Origin of the sequence: Aquipluma nitroreducens (genome assembly GCF_009689585.1) — a bacterium.
Taxonomy (GTDB): Bacteria; Bacteroidota; Bacteroidia; order Bacteroidales; family Prolixibacteraceae; genus Aquipluma; species Aquipluma nitroreducens.
Genome location: NZ_AP018694.1, coordinates 2,655,743 through 2,674,846 on the forward strand (window position 1 = coordinate 2,655,743; position 19,104 = coordinate 2,674,846).

Genomic DNA, 19,104 nt, shown 5'->3' on the forward strand with positions numbered 1-19,104 from the left:
TTTAGTTAGTCTGATACTGAAATATGTACTTTAAATTCGAACTTTTACCTGATTTCGACCAGTTCAGTTCGTCCGGTCAATTCTCCTTTTTTGTCATAACTTTCAGTTTTAACTGTTCCGATCCCCTTTGCAAACCACTCTACAGTTTTAGCCTGAACTTTTATACCCATGGCAACCGTGTTGACATTGCCCGAAAATTTGTAACATTTAAAAGTTCCGCCCGAAACCGATATATCTTCGATATCTTCCACTTTGCGGTTAGTAACAGCGGCCGACATTTTCATGTTTACAAATCCCATTTTCATCGCCATTTCGATGTTGGCATCGGGTAAAGTCTGGCCGGGTGACGGGTTTAGCGGAATCTCCATGTTGTTTCCTTTTACTTCAACCGTCGCAGGAATGGTTCCTTCTTGCTGAAAAGCGGCTTTATTCAGGAAATTACCCATGTCAATATACATGACATCGCCTTTCTGATGAACAGTGATTTCTTCCTTGAACACCAGTTTTTCCTTGTTATCCAGCGATTCGCACAAATACGTGAAGTCGATGTTGTTTCCACTGATGTTGACCTTTTCGATGGTGTATTTCATCATCCCGGACAGTTTATCTTTTTTGTCGAAACTTTTGTAAATGAGAACCATTCCCTCTTTTGTTGGGAAAAAGGTTTCCTGGGCTTTCAGCGATTGCAGGCCAAAAAGAATTACAGTTAATAAAAAGAGCTTTTTCATTTTTAGTACTTAAAAGGGTTTATTATTGAATTTGAAATTGAGCATGATTTCCTGCCTATTTCTCTTATTTGCAGGCATTAGGCAGAATATTTTACATCTTGATGAATTCAACTCTGCGGTTTAACGCCTTGTTTACCGGAGTGTCGTTGGGTGCAACAGGTTGGCTTTCGCCCATTCCGTCGGTAATCAGGCGATCGGCATTCACCCCAAAGGTTCTGGCCAATTCGGCTTTGACTGAGGCTGCACGACGTTTCGAAAGGTCGAGGTTGGCGGCATCCTGGCCGTCGGCATCGGTGTGTCCCACGATTTTTACTTTCACATCCGGAACCTCATTCAGGATTTTAGCAATTTCTTTCAGCGTTCCGTACGATTCGGGTTTTACAACATCCTTATTCACATCGAAGTAAATTCCGTAGGTAACCAGCTTGCCATCGGTCATCAGTTTGTTGCGCATATCGGGCATTCCGGCAGCAATTCTGAAATTGGTTATCAGTGGAGTTGCCGATTCCCACAATTCAAATCGCATTTGATTGCACTGGAACCCTGCCTTGAAGACTTTCGGTAAATCGAAAATTTTCACCTGATTGAAATATACTCTCAGCCTGGTTTTTTGTACCCAGAACGACAAGCGGTACTTTTTACCGGATTCCATAACCGCATCATCTTTTTCTCCGCTAATGGTATAACCCGTTTCGTCGTATGCACTGTATGTAGCACGATACCCAAAATTCATTTTAATACCTCCTTTGTTTCCCGGAACGGCACCTCCTTCGTTCAAGTCTTTCGGGTCATCGGCACTGTAGAGGTAAAATCCAAATTCGAAGTTGTTATTGTCTTCTTCTTTTTGAAATGCAATAACCTCATATTCAATCGTATAGTTTTCAGGTAACTTAATTCCTTCATCAATGACGATGCTTCCTTCGCCAGTCATTTTAAACCAGTTTCCGGGATACAAGTTCGTGGTGACAATTTCGCCCGATGCATTCGTATTCCAATTGGGTGGAAAATCGCCCACGGCAGTTTCGGTAAAGTCATCGAAAAAAATAACTTTTTCTCCGGGAACAAAGTCGTATTTCGAATACGATTGCAGTGTTGGTTTCTCCGAAGCAGTTTGAACGGCAGTGGTATCTTTTGCTGGTTCATTTTGAGCATTCAGGTGAACAAAGAGCAAGCAAAAGATACCTGCCGACAACAATTTAATGGACTTCATGATTTGGATTATTTGTGAAAGAAATGAATGAATAAATTGGTTATTTGCTGATTTACTGTTTGATAAACTCAACTCTTCGGTTAAGCGCTTTGTTTGATGGTGTATCGTTTGGCGCTACCGGCTGGGTTTCGCCCATTCCGTCGGTAATCAGGCGATCGGCATTCACCCCAAAGGTTCTGGCCAATTCGGCTTTGACTGAGGCTGCGCGACGTTTGGAAAGGTCAAGATTTGCTGCATCTTGTCCATCCGAGTCGGTGTGTCCCAGGATTTTTACTTTTACTTCGGGAACTTCATTCAGGATTTTGGCAATGTCGTTTAATGTACCGTATGATTCGGGTTTTACTACATCCTTGTTTACATCAAAATAAATTCCGTAGGTCACCAGTTTGCCTTCAGTCAACAACTTGTTGCGGGTGTCGGGTGATGCAGTTGTAATTTTGATGTTGCTAACATACGAGGCGCTCGAAGCCCCACGGTACAGCATGAATCCAAATCGGGTAAACTTACTGTCGTCGTAAAGGTTGGTGGGCATATCCAACACTTTTTCGCCTTTATGATAGATGCGGACGCGCCGGTTTTGAACCCAAATAATTACATGATTTAACTTTTCTTCTTCAACCGGTTTTAAATTTGAATCGCCACTAATCCTTGGACTACCGGCTTTTATTCCATGAGATTCCCAGCCTGATTTTGCAATATTGATAATTAGTCCTGTTTTGCTGGCATACGGGTCACTCATCTCCTTAAAACCATTTTCGCCGTATATGGTAACGCCTACTGCATAACGGGGGGCGCCTTTTTTGGGAACCACATCAAATTCAACAATGAAATTTTTGGGGAATTCGATCTGCTTCAAAAACCACCAGTTTCCTTCGGTCGCGTTCAGGTTTAGCCAGTTACCAGGAGCAACATTCAGGGTATTGACTTCTCCTGATTTGTTGGTCGTCCATAGTGCAGGGAAATCGCCCACTGCATCCTGGCTGAAATCTTCGTAAAGCAGAACCTTGTCTCCAGGAACAAAATCGTAATTCGAGAAGGCCTTCAACGATTGTTTGGAGTCTTGATTTCCTGCCAGGGGTTGATCAACTGCCGCGCTGTCCTGATTATCCTTGTTTTTCTTTTTGAAAAGGTCTTTTACACCATTTTCAACTTTATCAAGACCTTTGTTGATTCCCTGATCAACATTCTTGTTGGTGCGGTTATTGGTTTGCCTTTTCAGTTTATCTTTGATGTTGATTTGAGCATCAATATTGATTGAGCCCAGGCAAAAAATGAGGATAAGAAAAAATTTTAAAGTTTTCATACTGTTTTGATTTTATGGTTTTTAAGAAATCGTTCTTTATCTGGAACCAAAGCTCACCATCTCCCGCATCAAAACTTTACTCTCCTTTTTTTTGGAATTTTCCTATTAAAGTTACTGAACTTTAAGTTTTATTCCATTTCTTCCCGAATATATTTTCAAGTAAATTTATATTTTCAAAAGTTTAGGATTGTCCCCGAAAAAGGTGATTTTGCTGATTTGAATTGAAAATCACTTTTTCCCGTGATGACCAGTATAGATTTAACTCATAGTGTTGTTAATGTGAACTAACCGAATCCTGTCGAAATCTTAACTTGTCCAATCGTGCTTGATTGTTTTCTTTTTTTTGTTTTTTCAGGGATTTTCACGATTCTTATAAGAAATCAATGACTCTTGAAAAGGGATTTCAGACAAATTCAGATGAATTTGTGCGATACGGATCTAACGAACGATCTTTCGAAAAAAGTAAAAATACTAACTGAAATGCGAAGCGATTCTGTTCCGTTTTATGCTTTTCAGGCAGTTATCGTGGAGGAAAAAATTGGGTCAGTTTCACATATTTCAAACGTCCCTGAAGGGAGGCTTGGGAGAATATTACATGACCAATGAGAATTATTTCACCGGGCCGTTCAGGTATTTTCCGGAGATAAACCGGATGGGGTACCAGGCCGCCAGAAAGCCAATGCCTGTAACAAGTTGGAAAATAGCCAGCAGATCGCTAATCCGGATCTCGACCGGATAACTTGAGAAGATGAATGAACCATCGTTTCCGGGAATTTTCAGGATTCCGAATTCGATCTGAATCCAACAGATCAGAACGCCAAGAATTAGTCCCAATGTAGCTCCGGCCAGTGAAATCATCCAACCTTCAAAAAGAAAAATGGTACGAACCAGTTTCTGGTTGGCTCCCATGCTCTGAAGAATGGCAATGTCGGCCTTTTTGTCTATTATAAGCATCGAAAGCGATCCCAGAATATTGAAGGATGCAATAACTAAAATAAAAGCGAGAATGAAGAAAATGGCCCATTTTTCGGATTGCATCACCCGGTAAAAAAGTTCGTGTTGCTCGAATTGTGTTTTAACCGCAAACTGATTGCCCAAAACGTGCGCAATTTCATCTTTGACAACATCTTCGGATACGCCTTTCGTTAAGCCAACTTCAATTGCACTTACACGACCCTCCATCTGAAACAATTCCTGAGCGAAACCGAAAGGAACCAACACGTATTTGGAGTCAATTTCTTGTTGATTGGCAAATATTCCGGAAGCATAGATGGTGTTGTGGTTAAAGGTGTTCTCAATTGTTGGACGTCCTTTTGAGCCTTTTTGCAGTGTGTAAATGTGAATGGGGTCGGTAAAACTGAGGCCAACCGAAAGGTAATAAGCAACTCCTTGTCCAACCAATGCAAACGGAACATGATCAGCTTCGAGCAAAAAGCGGCCACTGGTAATGCTGCTGGTATCCAGTCTGGAAACCTGGTTGTAATTGGTGGGCACTCCTTTGATGGTGGCGAAGTATTGACGATTGCCATACATCAAAAAGGCGTCTTCTTCGATAATGGGAGTAACTGTTGAAATACCAGCAATCTGTTTAATTTTATCGATATCGATTGAATTCAATTCGAATGACTTGCCTTTTACGGTGTTGGTAATTTTTATATCCGGATCGAATGTTGAAAAAAGTGATTTGATCGAAAAATCGAGCCCGTTGAAAACAGATAAAATCACCACCAGCGCAAATGTGCCAACAGTAACACCCGCAATCGATACTCCGGAAATGATATTGATTACATTGACCGATTTTTTTGAAATCAGGTAACGACGGGCGATATAGAAGGCGGTTTTCAATGATTTACCAATTATCTATTTACAATTTACCATTTTCCATTCCCAATGTCGGGTGACTCTTTCCCAAAAATTTACTTCCAGGCTTTTACAATTAATCCGGTTCCGCTTTTGTGTTTCATTCCGAGGTCAAAAAAGTTCAGGATAAGGGCAAACGGATAAACGATGAGGTAATAAAACGGGAGAATTATAAAGAAAATTTTGCTTGCTCCCAGCATCAGGATCGGGTATTTCATCGACAGTTTCCACGATATTTTTCCAGGATTACCATACGAATAGCGCGCTTCAATTTTCGAAAATCCAACCGATTTCAATTTGCTTTCAATATCTGCGATGTTGTATCCGTCGCGAACATGTTCGTCAATAAATCCATGAACACCTTCTTCGTGATCATGGTCGTGCGAGTCGGAACCGCCTTGATCGGATGGAGTTGAAATCAGCAACATTCCTCCTTTTCTCATCGAAGCATAAAAATTCCGGAAAACTTGTACATCTTCCTCAATATGTTCCATTACATCAACTGAAAGGATCAGGTCGTATCTATCGGGTTCCTGAAATTGAGTGAGATCGGCCAGTTCGAACTTTACCCTATTGGCCAGTCCTGACTTTTGCATAAATTGATTACAATCTTCAATCTGTTCCGGTTTGATATCAACAGCTTTAATGTTTGCCTCAGCAAACCAGCGTGACATGCGATAGGTATATTGTCCGAAACCCGATCCGGCATCCAAAATAGATTTTACATCAGGAGTAGAATGGGATCGTTTACGAAGTTCTTTGCGAATATGCCAGGCCCGAAGCAACAGCAGGTCGAGCAACTGATAAAACAGCTTGCGTAACAGCGGAGTCTGGTTAAATACTTTTCCCAGCGAGCGTTTAATCGGATCGTATTGCATTTTTTTGTCTTGATTATTAGAATATTAGAGTCTTGAGTATTAGTGCTGAACTGTTTTCACTCAAGATTCAAGATTAGAAATTCAAGATTATTCTTTGAGCAGCCGGTCGATGTTATCGATGTAATCGAGGCTGTCGTCGATGTGGAAGTCGAGTTGAGGCACGATCCGGAGTTGTTTTCCAACTTTTAGTCCAAGCAGACCTCTTAGTTTTGAAGTGTGTTTTTTAATTTCAAGCAGAACTTCGGCTCCTTTTTCTGATGGAAAAATACTCAAGTAAACCCGCGCAACCGAAAGATCGGGCGAAATCCGGACATTGGTAACACTGAGCAAGATCCCGTGAAACAGGTCTTTCCCTTCTTTTTGCAGGATGTCGGCCATGTCCTTTTGGATCAGTCGCGATATTTTATTTTGACGAGTCGTTTCCATTGTATTTCTTTTTAGTCATTAAGCGGTCAAAGGTAATTAAATTTGTTCGAACAAAAGGAAACACAATTGGTTCAAGGATTCGAATATGGCATTGCCATCATCCGAATCGTTTATTTTCTTTAAGTTCGCGCTCAGAAATTACTTTAAACTTTTACCTTGATTTTCGATTACAGCCTTTGGGGACTTTTTCTGGCTAGCTTTCTGGCAGCAACAGTTGTGCCTTTTAGTTCGGAAGTTGTACTTACGGCAGTTTTGGCAAATGGAACCGATATTTATTCGGCCGTAATTGTTGCATCGTTGGGCAACTGGGTTGGAGGTATGAGTAGTTTTGCCCTCGGATATTTAGGGAAATGGGAATGGATTGAAAAATACCTTCGGGTTAAACGTGAAACTATTGAAAAATGGCACGATCGCTTGTATAAAAGAGGCGCCTTCTTTGCTTTCCTGACCTGGCTGCCCGGAGTTGGTGATATTTTTGCAATCGGACTTGGGGTTCTTCGATCAAACATTTGGATTGTTGCTGTTACGATGCTCGCCGGAAAATTTGTCCGTTATGTTGTTTGGGCCTGGCTCAGCGGGCTGGTATTCTGAATTCGATCATTTTTTTAAGCCTGATACACCGATATTTTGACCACATGGAGTTTTAGTTGTATTTGTTGTGTTATAATTCCTGAAACAAATTCGGGAAATCATAAAATATTTAACCACCAAATCCGTCCTCTCCGGAAGGACGATGATCAATCCAAAGCATATGATTTGTAGTAAAGAGAAAAATAGTTCTCTTTTACCGTCATAAAACTGTCATTCACCTATTGATTTTGCTGGGTTATCTACCCCATTAACTATTATTCTTGTTAAAAGCAGGAATTTTGACACGAAATGTTAACGAACACTTTACATACAGGAAACGTTTCGTATCAAAAATGTTTCCTTTCTTTGTGCTGAAATTAAAAGTAAACTCGAAAATGCAGGAAGAATTAAATTTTGACGATCCTAAATTTCTGGCTATTCTGGAACGAACTATCGAACTGTTTTCTGAATTTGGAATCAGAAACATAAACATGGATGATATTAGCCGAAATTTGGGAATTTCGAAAAAAACCCTTTATCTGTATGTGAAAGGTAAGGAAGATTTGATAGAAAAGCTTTTCTACTTTGATGAAATGAAGTGGATTAAAAAAATGTCAAAAATTAGATTTGAGGATTTAAATGCCATTGAAGTATTGATACAGGTCAGTTTGTTGGTTTTTGAAGAAATGGGAAAACTCGATTCGAAAATAAAATTTGAATTGAAAAAATACTACGAACCTATTTTCACCCAATTCATGGTTCGGAAACAGAACCAGATGTTTAATCAGATTAGTCAAAATATTCAACAAGGAATCACTGAAGGATTGTATCGCAGCGATGTAAACATCGATTTAGTGGCCGGTTTGTATGTGAGAAATCTCGTTGAAATGCACAATAAGGATTACTGCTTTGTTGAAAATATCACTTTCGAGCAGGTATTTCAAGTGATGTTCGAAAACCATATTCGTGCAATTTCAACCTTGGAAGGTATTGCCTACTTCGAAAAACGCAAATCAGAAATAAGTCAATCGAATAAAAATATTTTTAACCAATAAAGATTACAAAACATGTTCAGAAAACACAAACAGATTCTACTCCTGGCAGTAATGTTTCTAACCGGAACATTGCTTTCCAGTGCGCAGGAGCCAGTCCGGTTATCGCTTCAGGATGCCTTAAAATTGGCGATGCAAAACAACACGAACATCCTCAATTCGGATCTTGATCTGAAAATTGCCCAGAAGAAGGTTTGGGAAACCGTGTCTACAGGGCTTCCTCAAATCTCGGCGAAGGGCGCTTATCAGCACATTTTTAAAGTTCCAACGATGAGTTTTGGTGGCAAAACAACTTTATCAAATACTGAAGTCCCTTGGGATCCAGTGACCATGAGCGGAACAATGAGTTCGCTTCAACTTTTAAGCGGAGAAAGTATTTATTTAAACAGCGAGGCTGGTACTCCTATTGAACTTGGTGTTAAAAGCAATACAACTTTTGACTTTACGCTTTCACAGTTGATTTTCAGTGGATCGTACATCGTGGGTTTACAGGCTACAAAGGTTTACTATGGACTGACAAAACAAAATGCCGAGAAAGCAAAACTTGATGTCATCGAGACGGTTACAAATACCTATAACATGATTCAGCTGGCTGAAGAAAGTCGGAAGATTCTGGCACAAAACCTTGAAAACATTACTAAAACGTTGTACGAAGTTTCGGAAATGAATAAACAAGGATTTCTGGAAAAGACAGATGTTGATCAACTTGAATTAACCGGAAACACGGTTCGTAATGCGATGAACCAGATTGACAGCAACTTGGATATGGGTTACCGTTTGCTGAAAATTCAGATGGGTATGGACGATGCTGCAAAGGTTGAATTGAGCGACCCATTGGAGTCGGGCGAATCGCTTACAGCATCGAGCGTACAACTTTTTTCCGAATCATTTAATATTGGCCAGAATGTTGATTATCAACTCATTCAAACTTCTGAAAAAGCAGCCAAATTAGAGCTGGATTTAGCAAGGGCAAGTTACCTTCCAACTATAGCAGGGTTCTACAATCATACCGAAAAGTTAAAAGCTCCGGCATTCGATTTTTCACCCAAAGATGTGGTGGGCGTAAATTTAAGTTTGCCAATCTTTAGTAGCGGTCAACGTTCTTCGATAGTGTCTCAAAAGCGTTTCGCGCTTGAGAAAGCAAAAAATACACGGCAGTATGTTTCAAGCAGTCTGGCCATGCAATCCACCCAGTATCAGAACGATTTAAAACTGAAACTTGAAAAATATCAGAATCAGAAAAAAAGCAAGGAATTATCTGACGACATCTACCAGCGTACGCTTGAAAAATACAAACAGGGTGTGGCTACAAGTATGGATCTGATGACCAGCCAAAACCAATACCTGACCAATCTGACCAACTATTATCAGGCGATCTATGATTTGCAGGGTTCAAGGTCGAAATTGGAAAAATTGTTCAACATCAATCCGAATGCTGAAAACAAATAGAAATTCATAAAACAACAAATACGAAAAAACAATGAAAAAAATTATTTACTATTCTGCACTGATCGCATTTTTGGTTTCGTGCAGCCAGAATACCGACAAAAAGGCGGAGCTTGAAAAGCTAAAAACGCAGCACGATCAACTCGCTACACAAATAGCCCAACTCGAAGCCGAAATCAATCCTGAAGGAGCAAAAGCAGAACAGAAAGCAATTACCGTTAAGGTTTCACCATCCACCGAGTGTGTATTCAATCACTACATTCAGGTACAGGGAACTGTTGACGGCGATCAAAACATTGCTGTAAGTCCACAGATGTCAGGCATTGTAACTGGCGTGTATGTAACCGAAGGTTCTCCGGTGAAAAAGGGTCAGGTAATGGCTGATTTAGATGCCCAGGTTTTGAAACAATCGCTCGAAGAAGTGAATACTCAGCTGCTTCTTGTTAATAGTATTTACGAAAAGCAAAGCGCACTGTGGGATAAGAAAATTGGGAGCGAAATCCAGTATTTGCAGGCAAAAAACAACAAGGAATCGCTCGAAAAACGTGTGAATACGATGAAGGAACAGCTAAAATTGGCAAAAATTATTTCGCCAATCAGCGGTACTGTCGAAAGTGTCCCGTTACGTGTTGGACAGATGGCCTCACCTGGAATGCCAACATCTACAATTCGTGTGATCAATATGAATGTGGCAAAAATTTCGGCTGACGTGGCTGAAACTTATGCTACCCGGATTAAAGACGGAAACGCTTGTTTGGTCAATTTCCCTGATTTAGGAAAAGACATTGAGACTAAGCTAAACTTCACCAGCCGTTTTATCGACCCAACCAATCGCACGTTTAAGGTGGAATGTAGAGTTTCGTCGAAAGATGCAGAGTTGCGCGCCAACATGATCGCCTACATCAAAATCAAGGATTATACCAACGAAAAAGCATTCTGTATACCCGTGAATTACATTCAGAGCAATCAGGATGGCAAATTTATTTATATCGCCAAACAAAATGGCAACCAATGGACTGCCGAAAGAAGAATGGTTAAAACAGGTATGGATTACGATGGAGTCATTGAAGTGCTGGAAGGACTTACCGCTGGCGAAAATATCATCACCGCCGGATTTCAGAATTTAAACCCAGGTGAAATTGTAGTTTTCTAATTCCAAAAATGACCTATTATGTCGAAAGAAAACAAGTTTAAAGAATTTTTTGCAACAAGCTGGGCTATTGATAACCGGACAAGCGTTTACGTTCTTGCGTTCCTGATATCGGTACTCGGTATGATGAATTACTATTTTATCCCGAAGGAGCAATTCCCTCAGGTAGTAATTCCATATATCATTGTAAGTACGCCATATCCGGGAACTTCTCCCGAAGATATTGAAAACCTGGTTACCCGTCCAATCGAAAAACAATTGAAATCGATTTCGGATGTAAAGAAGATAACCAGTAACTCAGTTCCTGATTTCTCTTCAATTATCGTTGAGTTTGACCCTAATTTGTCGATCGAAACGGCAAAACAGCGCGTTCGCGATGCTGTCGACAAATCGAAAAGTGATCTTCCGACCGACTTGCCTTCGGATCCTTCGATTATGGACGTTGACATTTCGGCGATGCCGGTGATGTACCTCAATATCTCCGGAAACTATGATCTGGATAAATTGAAACATTATGCAGAAATCGCTCAGGATAAGATTGAAGGCCTGAAGGAAATTACCCGTGTTGATATTGTTGGAGCATTGGATCGTGAAATCCAGGTGAATTGCGACATTTTCAAGATGCAGGCGGCAAAAGTTACTTTCAGCAACATTGAACAGGCCGTTGCCATGGAAAACATGACCATTTCAGGTGGTACTTTAACCAATAATGGTGTCCGTAATACTGTCCGGATTAAAGGTCAGTTTGCCGATGTACAAACGCTGAAAGATATTGTGGTTCATTCTTCAAGTGGCGCTTTTGTTAAATTAAGCGACATTGCTGATGTAAAAGATAGCTTTAAAGAACAGGAAAGTTTTGCCCGTCTGGATGGTAAAAATGTAATTACCCTGAATGTGATCAAAAAGAATGGTGCAAACCTGTTGGACGCTTCGGATCAGATTGTACAAATTGTTGCGGATCTGAAAGATCGTGAGTTTCCCAAAGGCATGGATGTTACCATTACTGGCGACCAGAGCCGTCATACCCGAAATACTCTGGAAGAATTGAATAACACTATCATCATCGGATTTATTCTGGTAACCATTGTGCTGATGTTCTTTATGGGCTTTACCAACGCTTTCTTTGTTGGTTTGTCGGTACCACTCTCTATTTTTGTGGCTTACCTGATCATTCCGGGACTAGGCTTTACGATGAACATGATCGTGATGTTTGCATTCATCTTTGCCCTCGGGATTGTGGTTGACGATGCCATTGTGGTCATCGAAAATACACACCGTCTGCACAAGTTCAATCCCGATATTAATATAGCGGCCAAGAAGGCGGCAGGTGAGGTCTTTCTTCCTATTTTATCAGGAACATTAACAACATTGGCTCCATTCTTTCCATTGGCCTTCTGGCCGGGAATCGTTGGTCAGTTTATGCATTATTTGCCAGTAACATTGATTATTACGCTGTTCGCTTCGCTCTTTGTCGCTTATGTCTTTAATCCGGTATTCGCCGTTTCATTTATGAAACACGAGTACGATCAGGAATTTCAGGAAGGAAGCGGTTGGAAAAAGATTCGAAATATCATGATTATTATGCTGGCATTTGCCGCTGTATTTTATGCTACGAAAGTATATGGACTGGCCAACTTCTTGGTGTTTGCGGTACTGATGATCTTGTTCTTCCATTTTATCCTCAAAAGAATGATCACAACCTTTCAGGAGAAAACGTGGCCATGGATTATGGGTATTTATGAAAGGCAGCTGCGTATGATTCTGAAAGGCGGGCGTCCGGTAATGATTTTGGGTGGAATGATCGGACTTTTCATTTTAACCATCTTCATTACAGGTGCAGTTAAACCTACGGTATTGTTTTTCCCCGATAGTAATCCAAATAATATCTACGTCTATATAAAAATGCCGGGAGGTACTGATCAGAAAGTAACTGACAGTATCACAAGTGTTGCCGAGCAGCGCGTTTATAAAGTAATCGGTAAAAATAATCCTGATGTTGAATCCATTATTTCGAACGTAACCATTGGTGCGGAAGAACAAGGATTTGCTTCAACGGGAACTCCGTTCAACAAGGGAAAAGTATCAATCAATTTTGTGGAGCATAAATACCGCACGACAGGAGTATCAACAACAGAATACCTTGAAATTCTTCGGAAAGAGGTGAAAGATATTCCGGGAGCTGAAATTTCGGTTGACAAAGACAGCAACGGGCCACCGACCGGGAAGCCAATCAACATCGAGATTACCAGCGAAAATCTGGAGAATCTGATTGCTGATGCAAATGCTTTTAAGGATCATATTAAGTCGATGAATATTCCGGGAGTTGAAGAATTGAAGTCCGATTTTGAAATGAATTCTCCTGAAATCATTGTTCAGATTGATCGTGACCGGGCCCAGCGTTTGGGAATTTCAACCGGACAGATTGGGCTTGAAATTCGTACTGCTTTGTATGGAAAAGAAATCTCAAAATTTAAGCAAGATGAAGATGAATATCCAATCATGCTTCGGTACGAAAAAGTGACCCGCGATAACATCGATGCTTTGGTGAACCTGATGATTACTTACCGGGACATGAATTCGGGTATGTTACGTAGTATCCCGTTGTCAACCGTGGCTAAAATTGATTATACATCATCTTATGCCGGAATCAAGCGACTCGATCAAAAGCGTGTGATCACAGTTTATTCTAATGTTCTTTCAGGTTATTCTGCTAATGATATTGTTCCAGTTATCAAACGTGAAGCCAAGAATTTCACATTCCATGAGGGTACGAACATCAAGTTGACCGGAGAACAGGACGATCAGGCGGAAACGGCTACATTCCTTTTGAAAGCAATGATTATCGCCCTTGGTGCAATATTCTTTATCCTGATTACTCAGTTTGGTTCGGTTAGTAAATCACTTATTATTCTAAGTGAGGTTATCTTCAGTATCATCGGTGTTTTACTGGGAGTCATGATTTTTCACATGGATTTGGTGATCATGATGACCGGACTTGGAGTGGTAGCGTTGGGAGGTATTGTCGTCCGAAACGGAATTCTGATTGTCGAATTTATCGATTCGAAGAAAGCAGAAGGCATGCCTACACGGCGTGCAATCATCGAAGGTGGAAAAACCCGTATGACGCCGGTAATTCTGACCGCAACAGCAACCATGCTTGGCTTGGTTCCGTTGGCAGTGGGTATGAATATTAACTTCACCACGATGTTTACGGAATTGAATCCACACATTTACTTTGGTGGAGATAATGTGGCATTCTGGGGTCCATTGGCCTGGTCAATCATTTTTGGATTGAGCTTTGCTACATTCCTAACCCTGATGTTTGTTCCTGCATTGTACGAGCTGGATTATACCATCAAACTGAAGATGAAAAAACGCAAAAATCTGAAACGAATCAAAGCGTTAACTAAATAGAAGGTTTTGGATAAATAAATAGGATAGGGGCTAACTCACAAAGAGTTAAGCCCCTATTTTTATTTTGATTTTGGCCGGAATAAACCTTCGTGAGTTTCTTTAATTAGATCAATTATTGGGATATTTGCCGGGCAGCGGGATAAATCTATCCTTTTCAAATTTTCTTCGGTAGGGAAATTGCCCGGAAACCAATGGTCTTTTTCCTGAAACATGTTGTATCGGTAGAGCCCAAAGTCTTTCATATCGTAGCATTTCCAGAGCGTTCTAAAGCGCAATATTTCAGGAATATTCAATCCTGATGGATCATTCTCCATTACGTATGCATCAAAGTTGGAATAAGGATCGAGTTGTTTTTGCTCATCAAGAACTTGTTTGATCTGGTCATCTTCAGGCGAAATAGGAGCGGGGGCCGGAAAAATGCCGTTGAGGTGCTCAAACTGGGCGGTTACCGGTAATCCAAAAGTTAGCGTGTGAATAGCCGAATGGCTCAGGCAAAATCGGGCATTCCATTGAATAGGATGAAGAGGTGCTGTCAATTCGGTCAGCTTTTGCGAAGGTCGGAAAAGCTGGCCTCCTTTGTCGTTGGGCGAAATAATAAACACGCCCATGTCTTTCGATTCGGCCAGATCAATCGCTGCTTTATTTCGCTGGAAAAAATAGTAATAGTGAAGGTTTACAAAGTCGAACAGGTCAGTTTCTATGGCTTTCAGAATAACATCAAGCGGTGCATGAGTGCTGAATCCGACATGTTTGATGATTCCCTCTTCTTTCATCTTTAGCAATTCTTCAACCGGACCATCTTTGGTACAGGCAGTTTCCAGCAGATTCATCGTATTGATTCCGTGCCAGGCATAAAAATCGAAATAATCGGTTTTCAAAGCTTTTAATTGACTGAGAACCATTTTTCGTGTGTCCCCGGCAGTTTTCGGATTTCCTTTAGTCATCAAAAAATACGAATCGCGCTTCACTTTGAGTTCATCGTTCAGAACCCGACCATAAACATGTTCGCTTTTGCCATATCCATGCGCAGTTTCAATTAAGTTGATTCCTTGCTCCATGGCTTTTTGAACTGTATCGCGACATTGATCAAGGGTATCTTGTGGAATTTCTTCACGTGGTTCAGCCGATGCGTGTTTGTATCTCATGCCTCCCAATGTAATTACGCTTACCATTTTGTTGGTTTTCCCGAAGCGGCGGTATTCCATTTTTGGGCGATAAATCGTTAAGTTCTTAAAATCCATATCCTGTTTTAAAAAGAATCGGTGAAAATAATCAAAGTAAACAGAAAACAGGTGGGGAAGTTTAGAGAGAGTTGCTTTGCAGAAGGGCTTGGGCAATAATCAAATCAGTAGGAGTTGTAATTTTAATATTTTCGCGGTTTCCTTCAACCATCTGGATCGAAAATCCTGCTTTTTCTGCAACCGAAGCATCGTCGGTAAATGAGGTGTCGAATTCCTGTTTAAAAGCGTCTAGAATTTGCTCACTTCGGAAAGTTTGCGGTGTTTGAACGCTGAAATACTGGCTTCGGTCGACCGAAATATTCAGATTGCCTTCTTGTCTAAGAAGCGATTCGTTGACTGGTAGTACAGGAATTGCATTTCCGCTTTTTTTAGCAGTTTCGAGACATCTTTCGAGGGTTTCTTTACTCACCAGTGGTCTGACTCCATCGTGTATAAAGACGATCCCTTTGTTCTCAATTTGCGAAAGTCCGTTCTGAACAGAATGGAATCGGGTTTTACCTCCGAAAACAACCTGATGCGATAGGGAAAATGAATGTTTTAGGCATAATTCTTTCCAGAACTGGTGTTGATCTTTGGGAAGTACAAGTATGATTTTGCTTTCAGGGTCGAAATCGTGAAAAATCTGGATGGTATGCATCAAAACAGGTTTTCGGTGCAGTTCCAGAAACTGTTTTGGGATTTCGGTTCCCATACGGCTTCCCGAGCCTCCGGCAACAATAATGACAAAGTTTTTCATACGTTCTTCCATTACTGCAAAAGTACGATTTCAGCGCAAATGCCAATAGGTTTCAAAACTGTTTATTTGCAAGAAAATCAGAAGGAAACTTGTTGCTCCTGGTATGTTTTAGCAATATTCTTTTTCCATTTGACTGCAAAGAGGTGACAACAAAAAATCCACCAGATCAATGACCTACTGGATTTTTAGATGTGGGCGGTACTGGATTCGAACCAGTGACCCCTACCCTGTCAAGGTAATGCTCTAAACCAACTGAGCTAACAGCCCTTTTCGTGCCACAAAAATATAAATTTTTTACAATGTTTCTTTATTGGTGAATAAATCGGCTAAATTTGAGATTTTAGAATCAGAAAACTATTTTTGTTTTTTAATGTATGGGGTTATTCGTGGGTTAATTTTCCTAATAAATGATTGGTTTTGAACAATTAAAATATTTCGGATGAACAGAGAAATTCGTTGCATTGGTATTCTGTTTTGCTTGTTTCTTTCCGTTTTGGCATTTAGTGCCAAGGCTAGCGACAACACAACCGGCAAATCATATGATGAAACCATCTTCGTAATTTCGAATTTCTCAGGCGTAGATGCTAATCTCAATGAAACCCGCAGCATTAAAGAACTTCTTGATCAAAACATTGGTGGTTTCAGGTTTTATCTTGAATGGGAAAAGCAGCAGAATCAGCTCGTGATTAAAAAGGCCGACGGAACTTCCATTTCGCTTAGGCAGACTATGCACGAAATCAAGAACTATCTGGAGAACAAGCCAGATAAAATACTGACTCTTTTTCTTGATTTCAGCACAAACATCAACGAGTTAACCGATATCTTTCAGGAGTTGGGTATCAATCAGTACTTGTACACATACGATGTAAAGGAAGGTTGGGCACCTGTAAAAACCATGATCGAAGAAAATAAACGATTGGTTGTTTTTTCAATGCAGGAACACCGCAACAGTCCGGATTGGCTTCATTATGTCTGGAATCATGCCGTTGAACCTTATTTTTCGATTTGGGAAGCTCCGGTTTTTAAAGGAGAATTTCTTAAAGGCGACCCTAAAAATAGCCTGTTGATCTATAACGACTACAACTTCCCACGGAAAGGCGAAAACATAAACAATGCAAAATATGAAACCAATCAAAATCCTTACCTGATTGAACACGTTAAAAATACCTGGACAAATACCGGCAAAACACCTAATTTCATTATGCTTGATCGTTACGAAAATTGGGTTGTTGGTATAGTTTCTTATTTAAAAGGATTCAAAACGATTAAGGGCACGATCACATACAATACCCAGGTTCTTGATTACGTGAATTGGGATAAAATTGGTAGTCTTACCAGCGGAAAATACTGTTTCCCTGTTGGCCCGGGGGATAATCTGACCTTGACACCTAAAAGTCCCGGATTTCGATTTACTCCGGAAACCGTTACATTTAACGAACCCAGCCAAAGTGTTATTCAGCATTTTGTAGCTACGTCGATGGAAATTACAGACAATCTGGAAGGTCATTACACCTTTGCCAAAGAAGGCCATGATTTCAGCATCAATGGATTCGATGGAAAGGCGTATAACGTTAAGTTCGGGAACGACTCGATCCGATCGACAGTTGCGTTTTTTGATGAAAAAAAATATATTATACTCCCGGGTGCCGAATCATTCAAAATTCGGGATCACGATTTTACGGTGGCCGCCTGGGTGAAGATTAAAGAGTATTTGCCCAATAAGGAAGATTACTGTATCCTTGGAACAAAGACAAGTTCCTACCAGAAGGGGATTCACCTCTTGATCAGGAAACAAAAGCCATATTTTGGATTCTACAACAATGACTTGAGGGGCAAAACAAATCTTGAGGCCGGTAAATGGTATCATTTGGTTTGGAGATACAATAAATTAAGCGGTGAGCAAGCTATATTCCTGAACGGAAAGCTGGATAGTCGTTCACTGGGGCATCCGGCATATAAAGGCCGTGATAATCTGTACATTGGACTTGCAGGTTTCAACAAGGCTTCATATATGTATGGATCTATCGATAACCTTAGTATCTGGTCAAGAGCGCTTGGCGAAGAAGAAATTTGGGGAATGAGCAAAGATGTGATTGAAATTGTTCCTGTAAAGAATATTTTAATTCTTTATCCAATTTTATCCAGGAGCCTCATTGCGCTGGTGATCTTCTTTTTAATCGTGTTTTCCTACTTTAAGATCCCTTTCCGGAAATTGAAAAAACACCCGTCAACTGCCGATAAAATCAGGAGTATTGAGAATGCCATTATTCATAAACCCGAAACAAATTACATTCAGCTTTTCGGCGATTTTAAAGTCCTTGATAAAAACGGGATTGACATCAGTAGTCAGTTTACTCCAAAACTGAAACAGCTTTTCCTGATTATCCTTTTATATTCTCAACGCAACAAAAATGGAATTTCAACGAAAGAACTGACAGATATTCTTTGGTCGGGTCATTCGTCTCAAAGCGCCAAAAACAGCCGTGGCGTCACCATCCGCAAATTGCGACTCATCATCGAATCGCTCGAATCTGTTCAGATTAATTTTCAGATCGACCGCTGGTCAATGGTTTTCGACGGTAACGTGTACTGCGATTACGTGGAGTGTTTAAAACTGCTGAAGCGGGAAAAAATTCACGATACCGATTTTAACCTGAACTTCTATCACATCATTCAGGAAGGCGAGTTATTTAAAGGTGAATCGTATGACTGGCTCGACGATTTCAAAGGATTTGTAGGGAACAATATTGTTGATGTTCTCCTGAAATTTATCAATGAACTAACTGTTGAAAACGACAATGAATTAATCCTGAAGTTAACTGACCGAATTCTGGTGACTGATCCGGTAAACGATCAGGCATTGGCCTATAAACTGAAAGTTTTGGTCAATCAGAACAATTCTAATCTGGCTCGTTTTACTTTTGATCGCTTTTGTCTGCTCTATGAGGAGCTTTATGGCGAAAAATTCTCCATGAAATTTGAGGAATTGATTGCCTGATATAAAATATGTTTTTGAGCAGGGTTAATTTTATTAAAAAATCAATTATATTGCTCAAAATCAAAGATTTTTCCCGTTTTCAACAGTCTTTT

The 19,104-nt window shown here is 40.4% G+C and carries 14 protein-coding genes and 1 tRNA gene; 6 read left to right on the top strand and 9 right to left on the bottom strand.

Features of this window, described 5'->3' with window-relative positions:
* Positions 1 to 44 precede the first annotated feature (44 nt).
* The 6 genes from AQPE_RS11160 to rbfA form a co-directional block, all read right to left on the bottom strand.
* Positions 45 to 728, bottom strand: coding sequence for a TapB family protein (locus tag AQPE_RS11160; protein WP_318351138.1), 684 nt, complete (start codon positions 726 to 728; stop codon positions 45 to 47).
* Between the two features lie 91 nt (positions 729 to 819).
* Positions 820 to 1,938: an OmpA family protein gene (locus AQPE_RS11165; protein WP_318351139.1), complete on the bottom strand. Its 1,119-nt coding sequence runs from the start codon at positions 1,936 to 1,938 to the stop codon at positions 820 to 822.
* A gap of 52 nt (positions 1,939 to 1,990) precedes the next feature.
* Positions 1,991 to 3,241, bottom strand: coding sequence for an OmpA family protein (locus AQPE_RS11170; protein WP_318351140.1), 1,251 nt, complete (start codon positions 3,239 to 3,241; stop codon positions 1,991 to 1,993).
* 609 nt (positions 3,242 to 3,850) lie between these two features.
* On the bottom strand, positions 3,851 to 5,086 hold the full coding sequence (locus AQPE_RS11175) for an FtsX-like permease family protein (protein ID WP_318351141.1): 1,236 nt from the start codon (positions 5,084 to 5,086) through the stop codon (positions 3,851 to 3,853).
* 71 nt (positions 5,087 to 5,157) lie between these two features.
* Positions 5,158 to 5,979, bottom strand: a complete 822-nt coding sequence (locus AQPE_RS11180) for an SAM-dependent methyltransferase (RefSeq protein ID WP_318351142.1) — start codon at positions 5,977 to 5,979, stop codon at positions 5,158 to 5,160.
* 87 nt (positions 5,980 to 6,066) lie between these two features.
* Positions 6,067 to 6,405: a 30S ribosome-binding factor RbfA gene (gene rbfA / locus AQPE_RS11185; protein WP_318351143.1), complete on the bottom strand. Its 339-nt coding sequence runs from the start codon at positions 6,403 to 6,405 to the stop codon at positions 6,067 to 6,069.
* 156 nt (positions 6,406 to 6,561) lie between these two features.
* Here rbfA and AQPE_RS11190 point away from each other — a divergent pair, with 156 nt between their 5' ends.
* The 5 genes from AQPE_RS11190 to AQPE_RS11210 all read left to right on the top strand — a co-directional run bounded on the left by AQPE_RS11190 (position 6,562) and on the right by AQPE_RS11210 (position 14,037).
* On the top strand, positions 6,562 to 6,996 hold the full coding sequence (locus AQPE_RS11190; RefSeq protein WP_318351144.1) for a YqaA family protein: 435 nt from the start codon (positions 6,562 to 6,564) through the stop codon (positions 6,994 to 6,996).
* 278 nt (positions 6,997 to 7,274) lie between these two features.
* Positions 7,275 to 8,030 carry a TetR/AcrR family transcriptional regulator gene (locus tag AQPE_RS11195; RefSeq protein ID WP_318351145.1) on the top strand — a complete coding sequence of 252 codons (756 nt, stop codon included), beginning with the start codon at positions 7,275 to 7,277 and terminating at the stop codon, positions 8,028 to 8,030.
* Between the two features lie 12 nt (positions 8,031 to 8,042).
* On the top strand, positions 8,043 to 9,476 hold the full coding sequence (locus tag AQPE_RS11200) for a TolC family protein (RefSeq protein WP_318351146.1): 1,434 nt from the start codon (positions 8,043 to 8,045) through the stop codon (positions 9,474 to 9,476).
* Between the two features lie 31 nt (positions 9,477 to 9,507).
* The gene (locus AQPE_RS11205; RefSeq protein ID WP_318351147.1) at positions 9,508 to 10,626 is read left to right on the top strand and encodes an efflux RND transporter periplasmic adaptor subunit; all 1,119 of its coding nucleotides are present in this window, start codon (positions 9,508 to 9,510) and stop codon (positions 10,624 to 10,626) included.
* An 18-nt stretch (positions 10,627 to 10,644) separates the two neighbouring features.
* Positions 10,645 to 14,037, top strand: coding sequence for an efflux RND transporter permease subunit (locus AQPE_RS11210; RefSeq protein ID WP_318351148.1), 3,393 nt, complete (start codon positions 10,645 to 10,647; stop codon positions 14,035 to 14,037).
* Positions 14,038 to 14,096: 59 nt separating this feature from the next.
* Here AQPE_RS11210 and AQPE_RS11215 read toward each other — a convergent pair whose 3' ends face one another.
* The 3 genes from AQPE_RS11215 to AQPE_RS11225 all read right to left on the bottom strand — a co-directional run bounded on the left by AQPE_RS11215 (position 14,097) and on the right by AQPE_RS11225 (position 16,281).
* A complete protein-coding gene (locus tag AQPE_RS11215) occupies positions 14,097 to 15,278 on the bottom strand; it encodes an aldo/keto reductase (protein ID WP_318351149.1) in 1,182 nt (393 codons plus the stop codon).
* Between the two features lie 61 nt (positions 15,279 to 15,339).
* Positions 15,340 to 16,014: a 2-C-methyl-D-erythritol 4-phosphate cytidylyltransferase gene (locus AQPE_RS11220; protein ID WP_318351150.1), complete on the bottom strand. Its 675-nt coding sequence runs from the start codon at positions 16,012 to 16,014 to the stop codon at positions 15,340 to 15,342.
* Positions 16,015 to 16,206: 192 nt separating this feature from the next.
* Positions 16,207 to 16,281, bottom strand: a tRNA-Val gene (locus tag AQPE_RS11225).
* A gap of 172 nt (positions 16,282 to 16,453) precedes the next feature.
* Here AQPE_RS11225 and AQPE_RS11230 point away from each other — a divergent pair.
* Positions 16,454 to 19,012 (top strand): LamG-like jellyroll fold domain-containing protein, encoded by a 2,559-nt coding sequence (locus tag AQPE_RS11230; protein ID WP_318351151.1) that lies wholly within the window; start codon positions 16,454 to 16,456, stop codon positions 19,010 to 19,012.
* Positions 19,013 to 19,104: the final 92 nt, after the last annotated feature.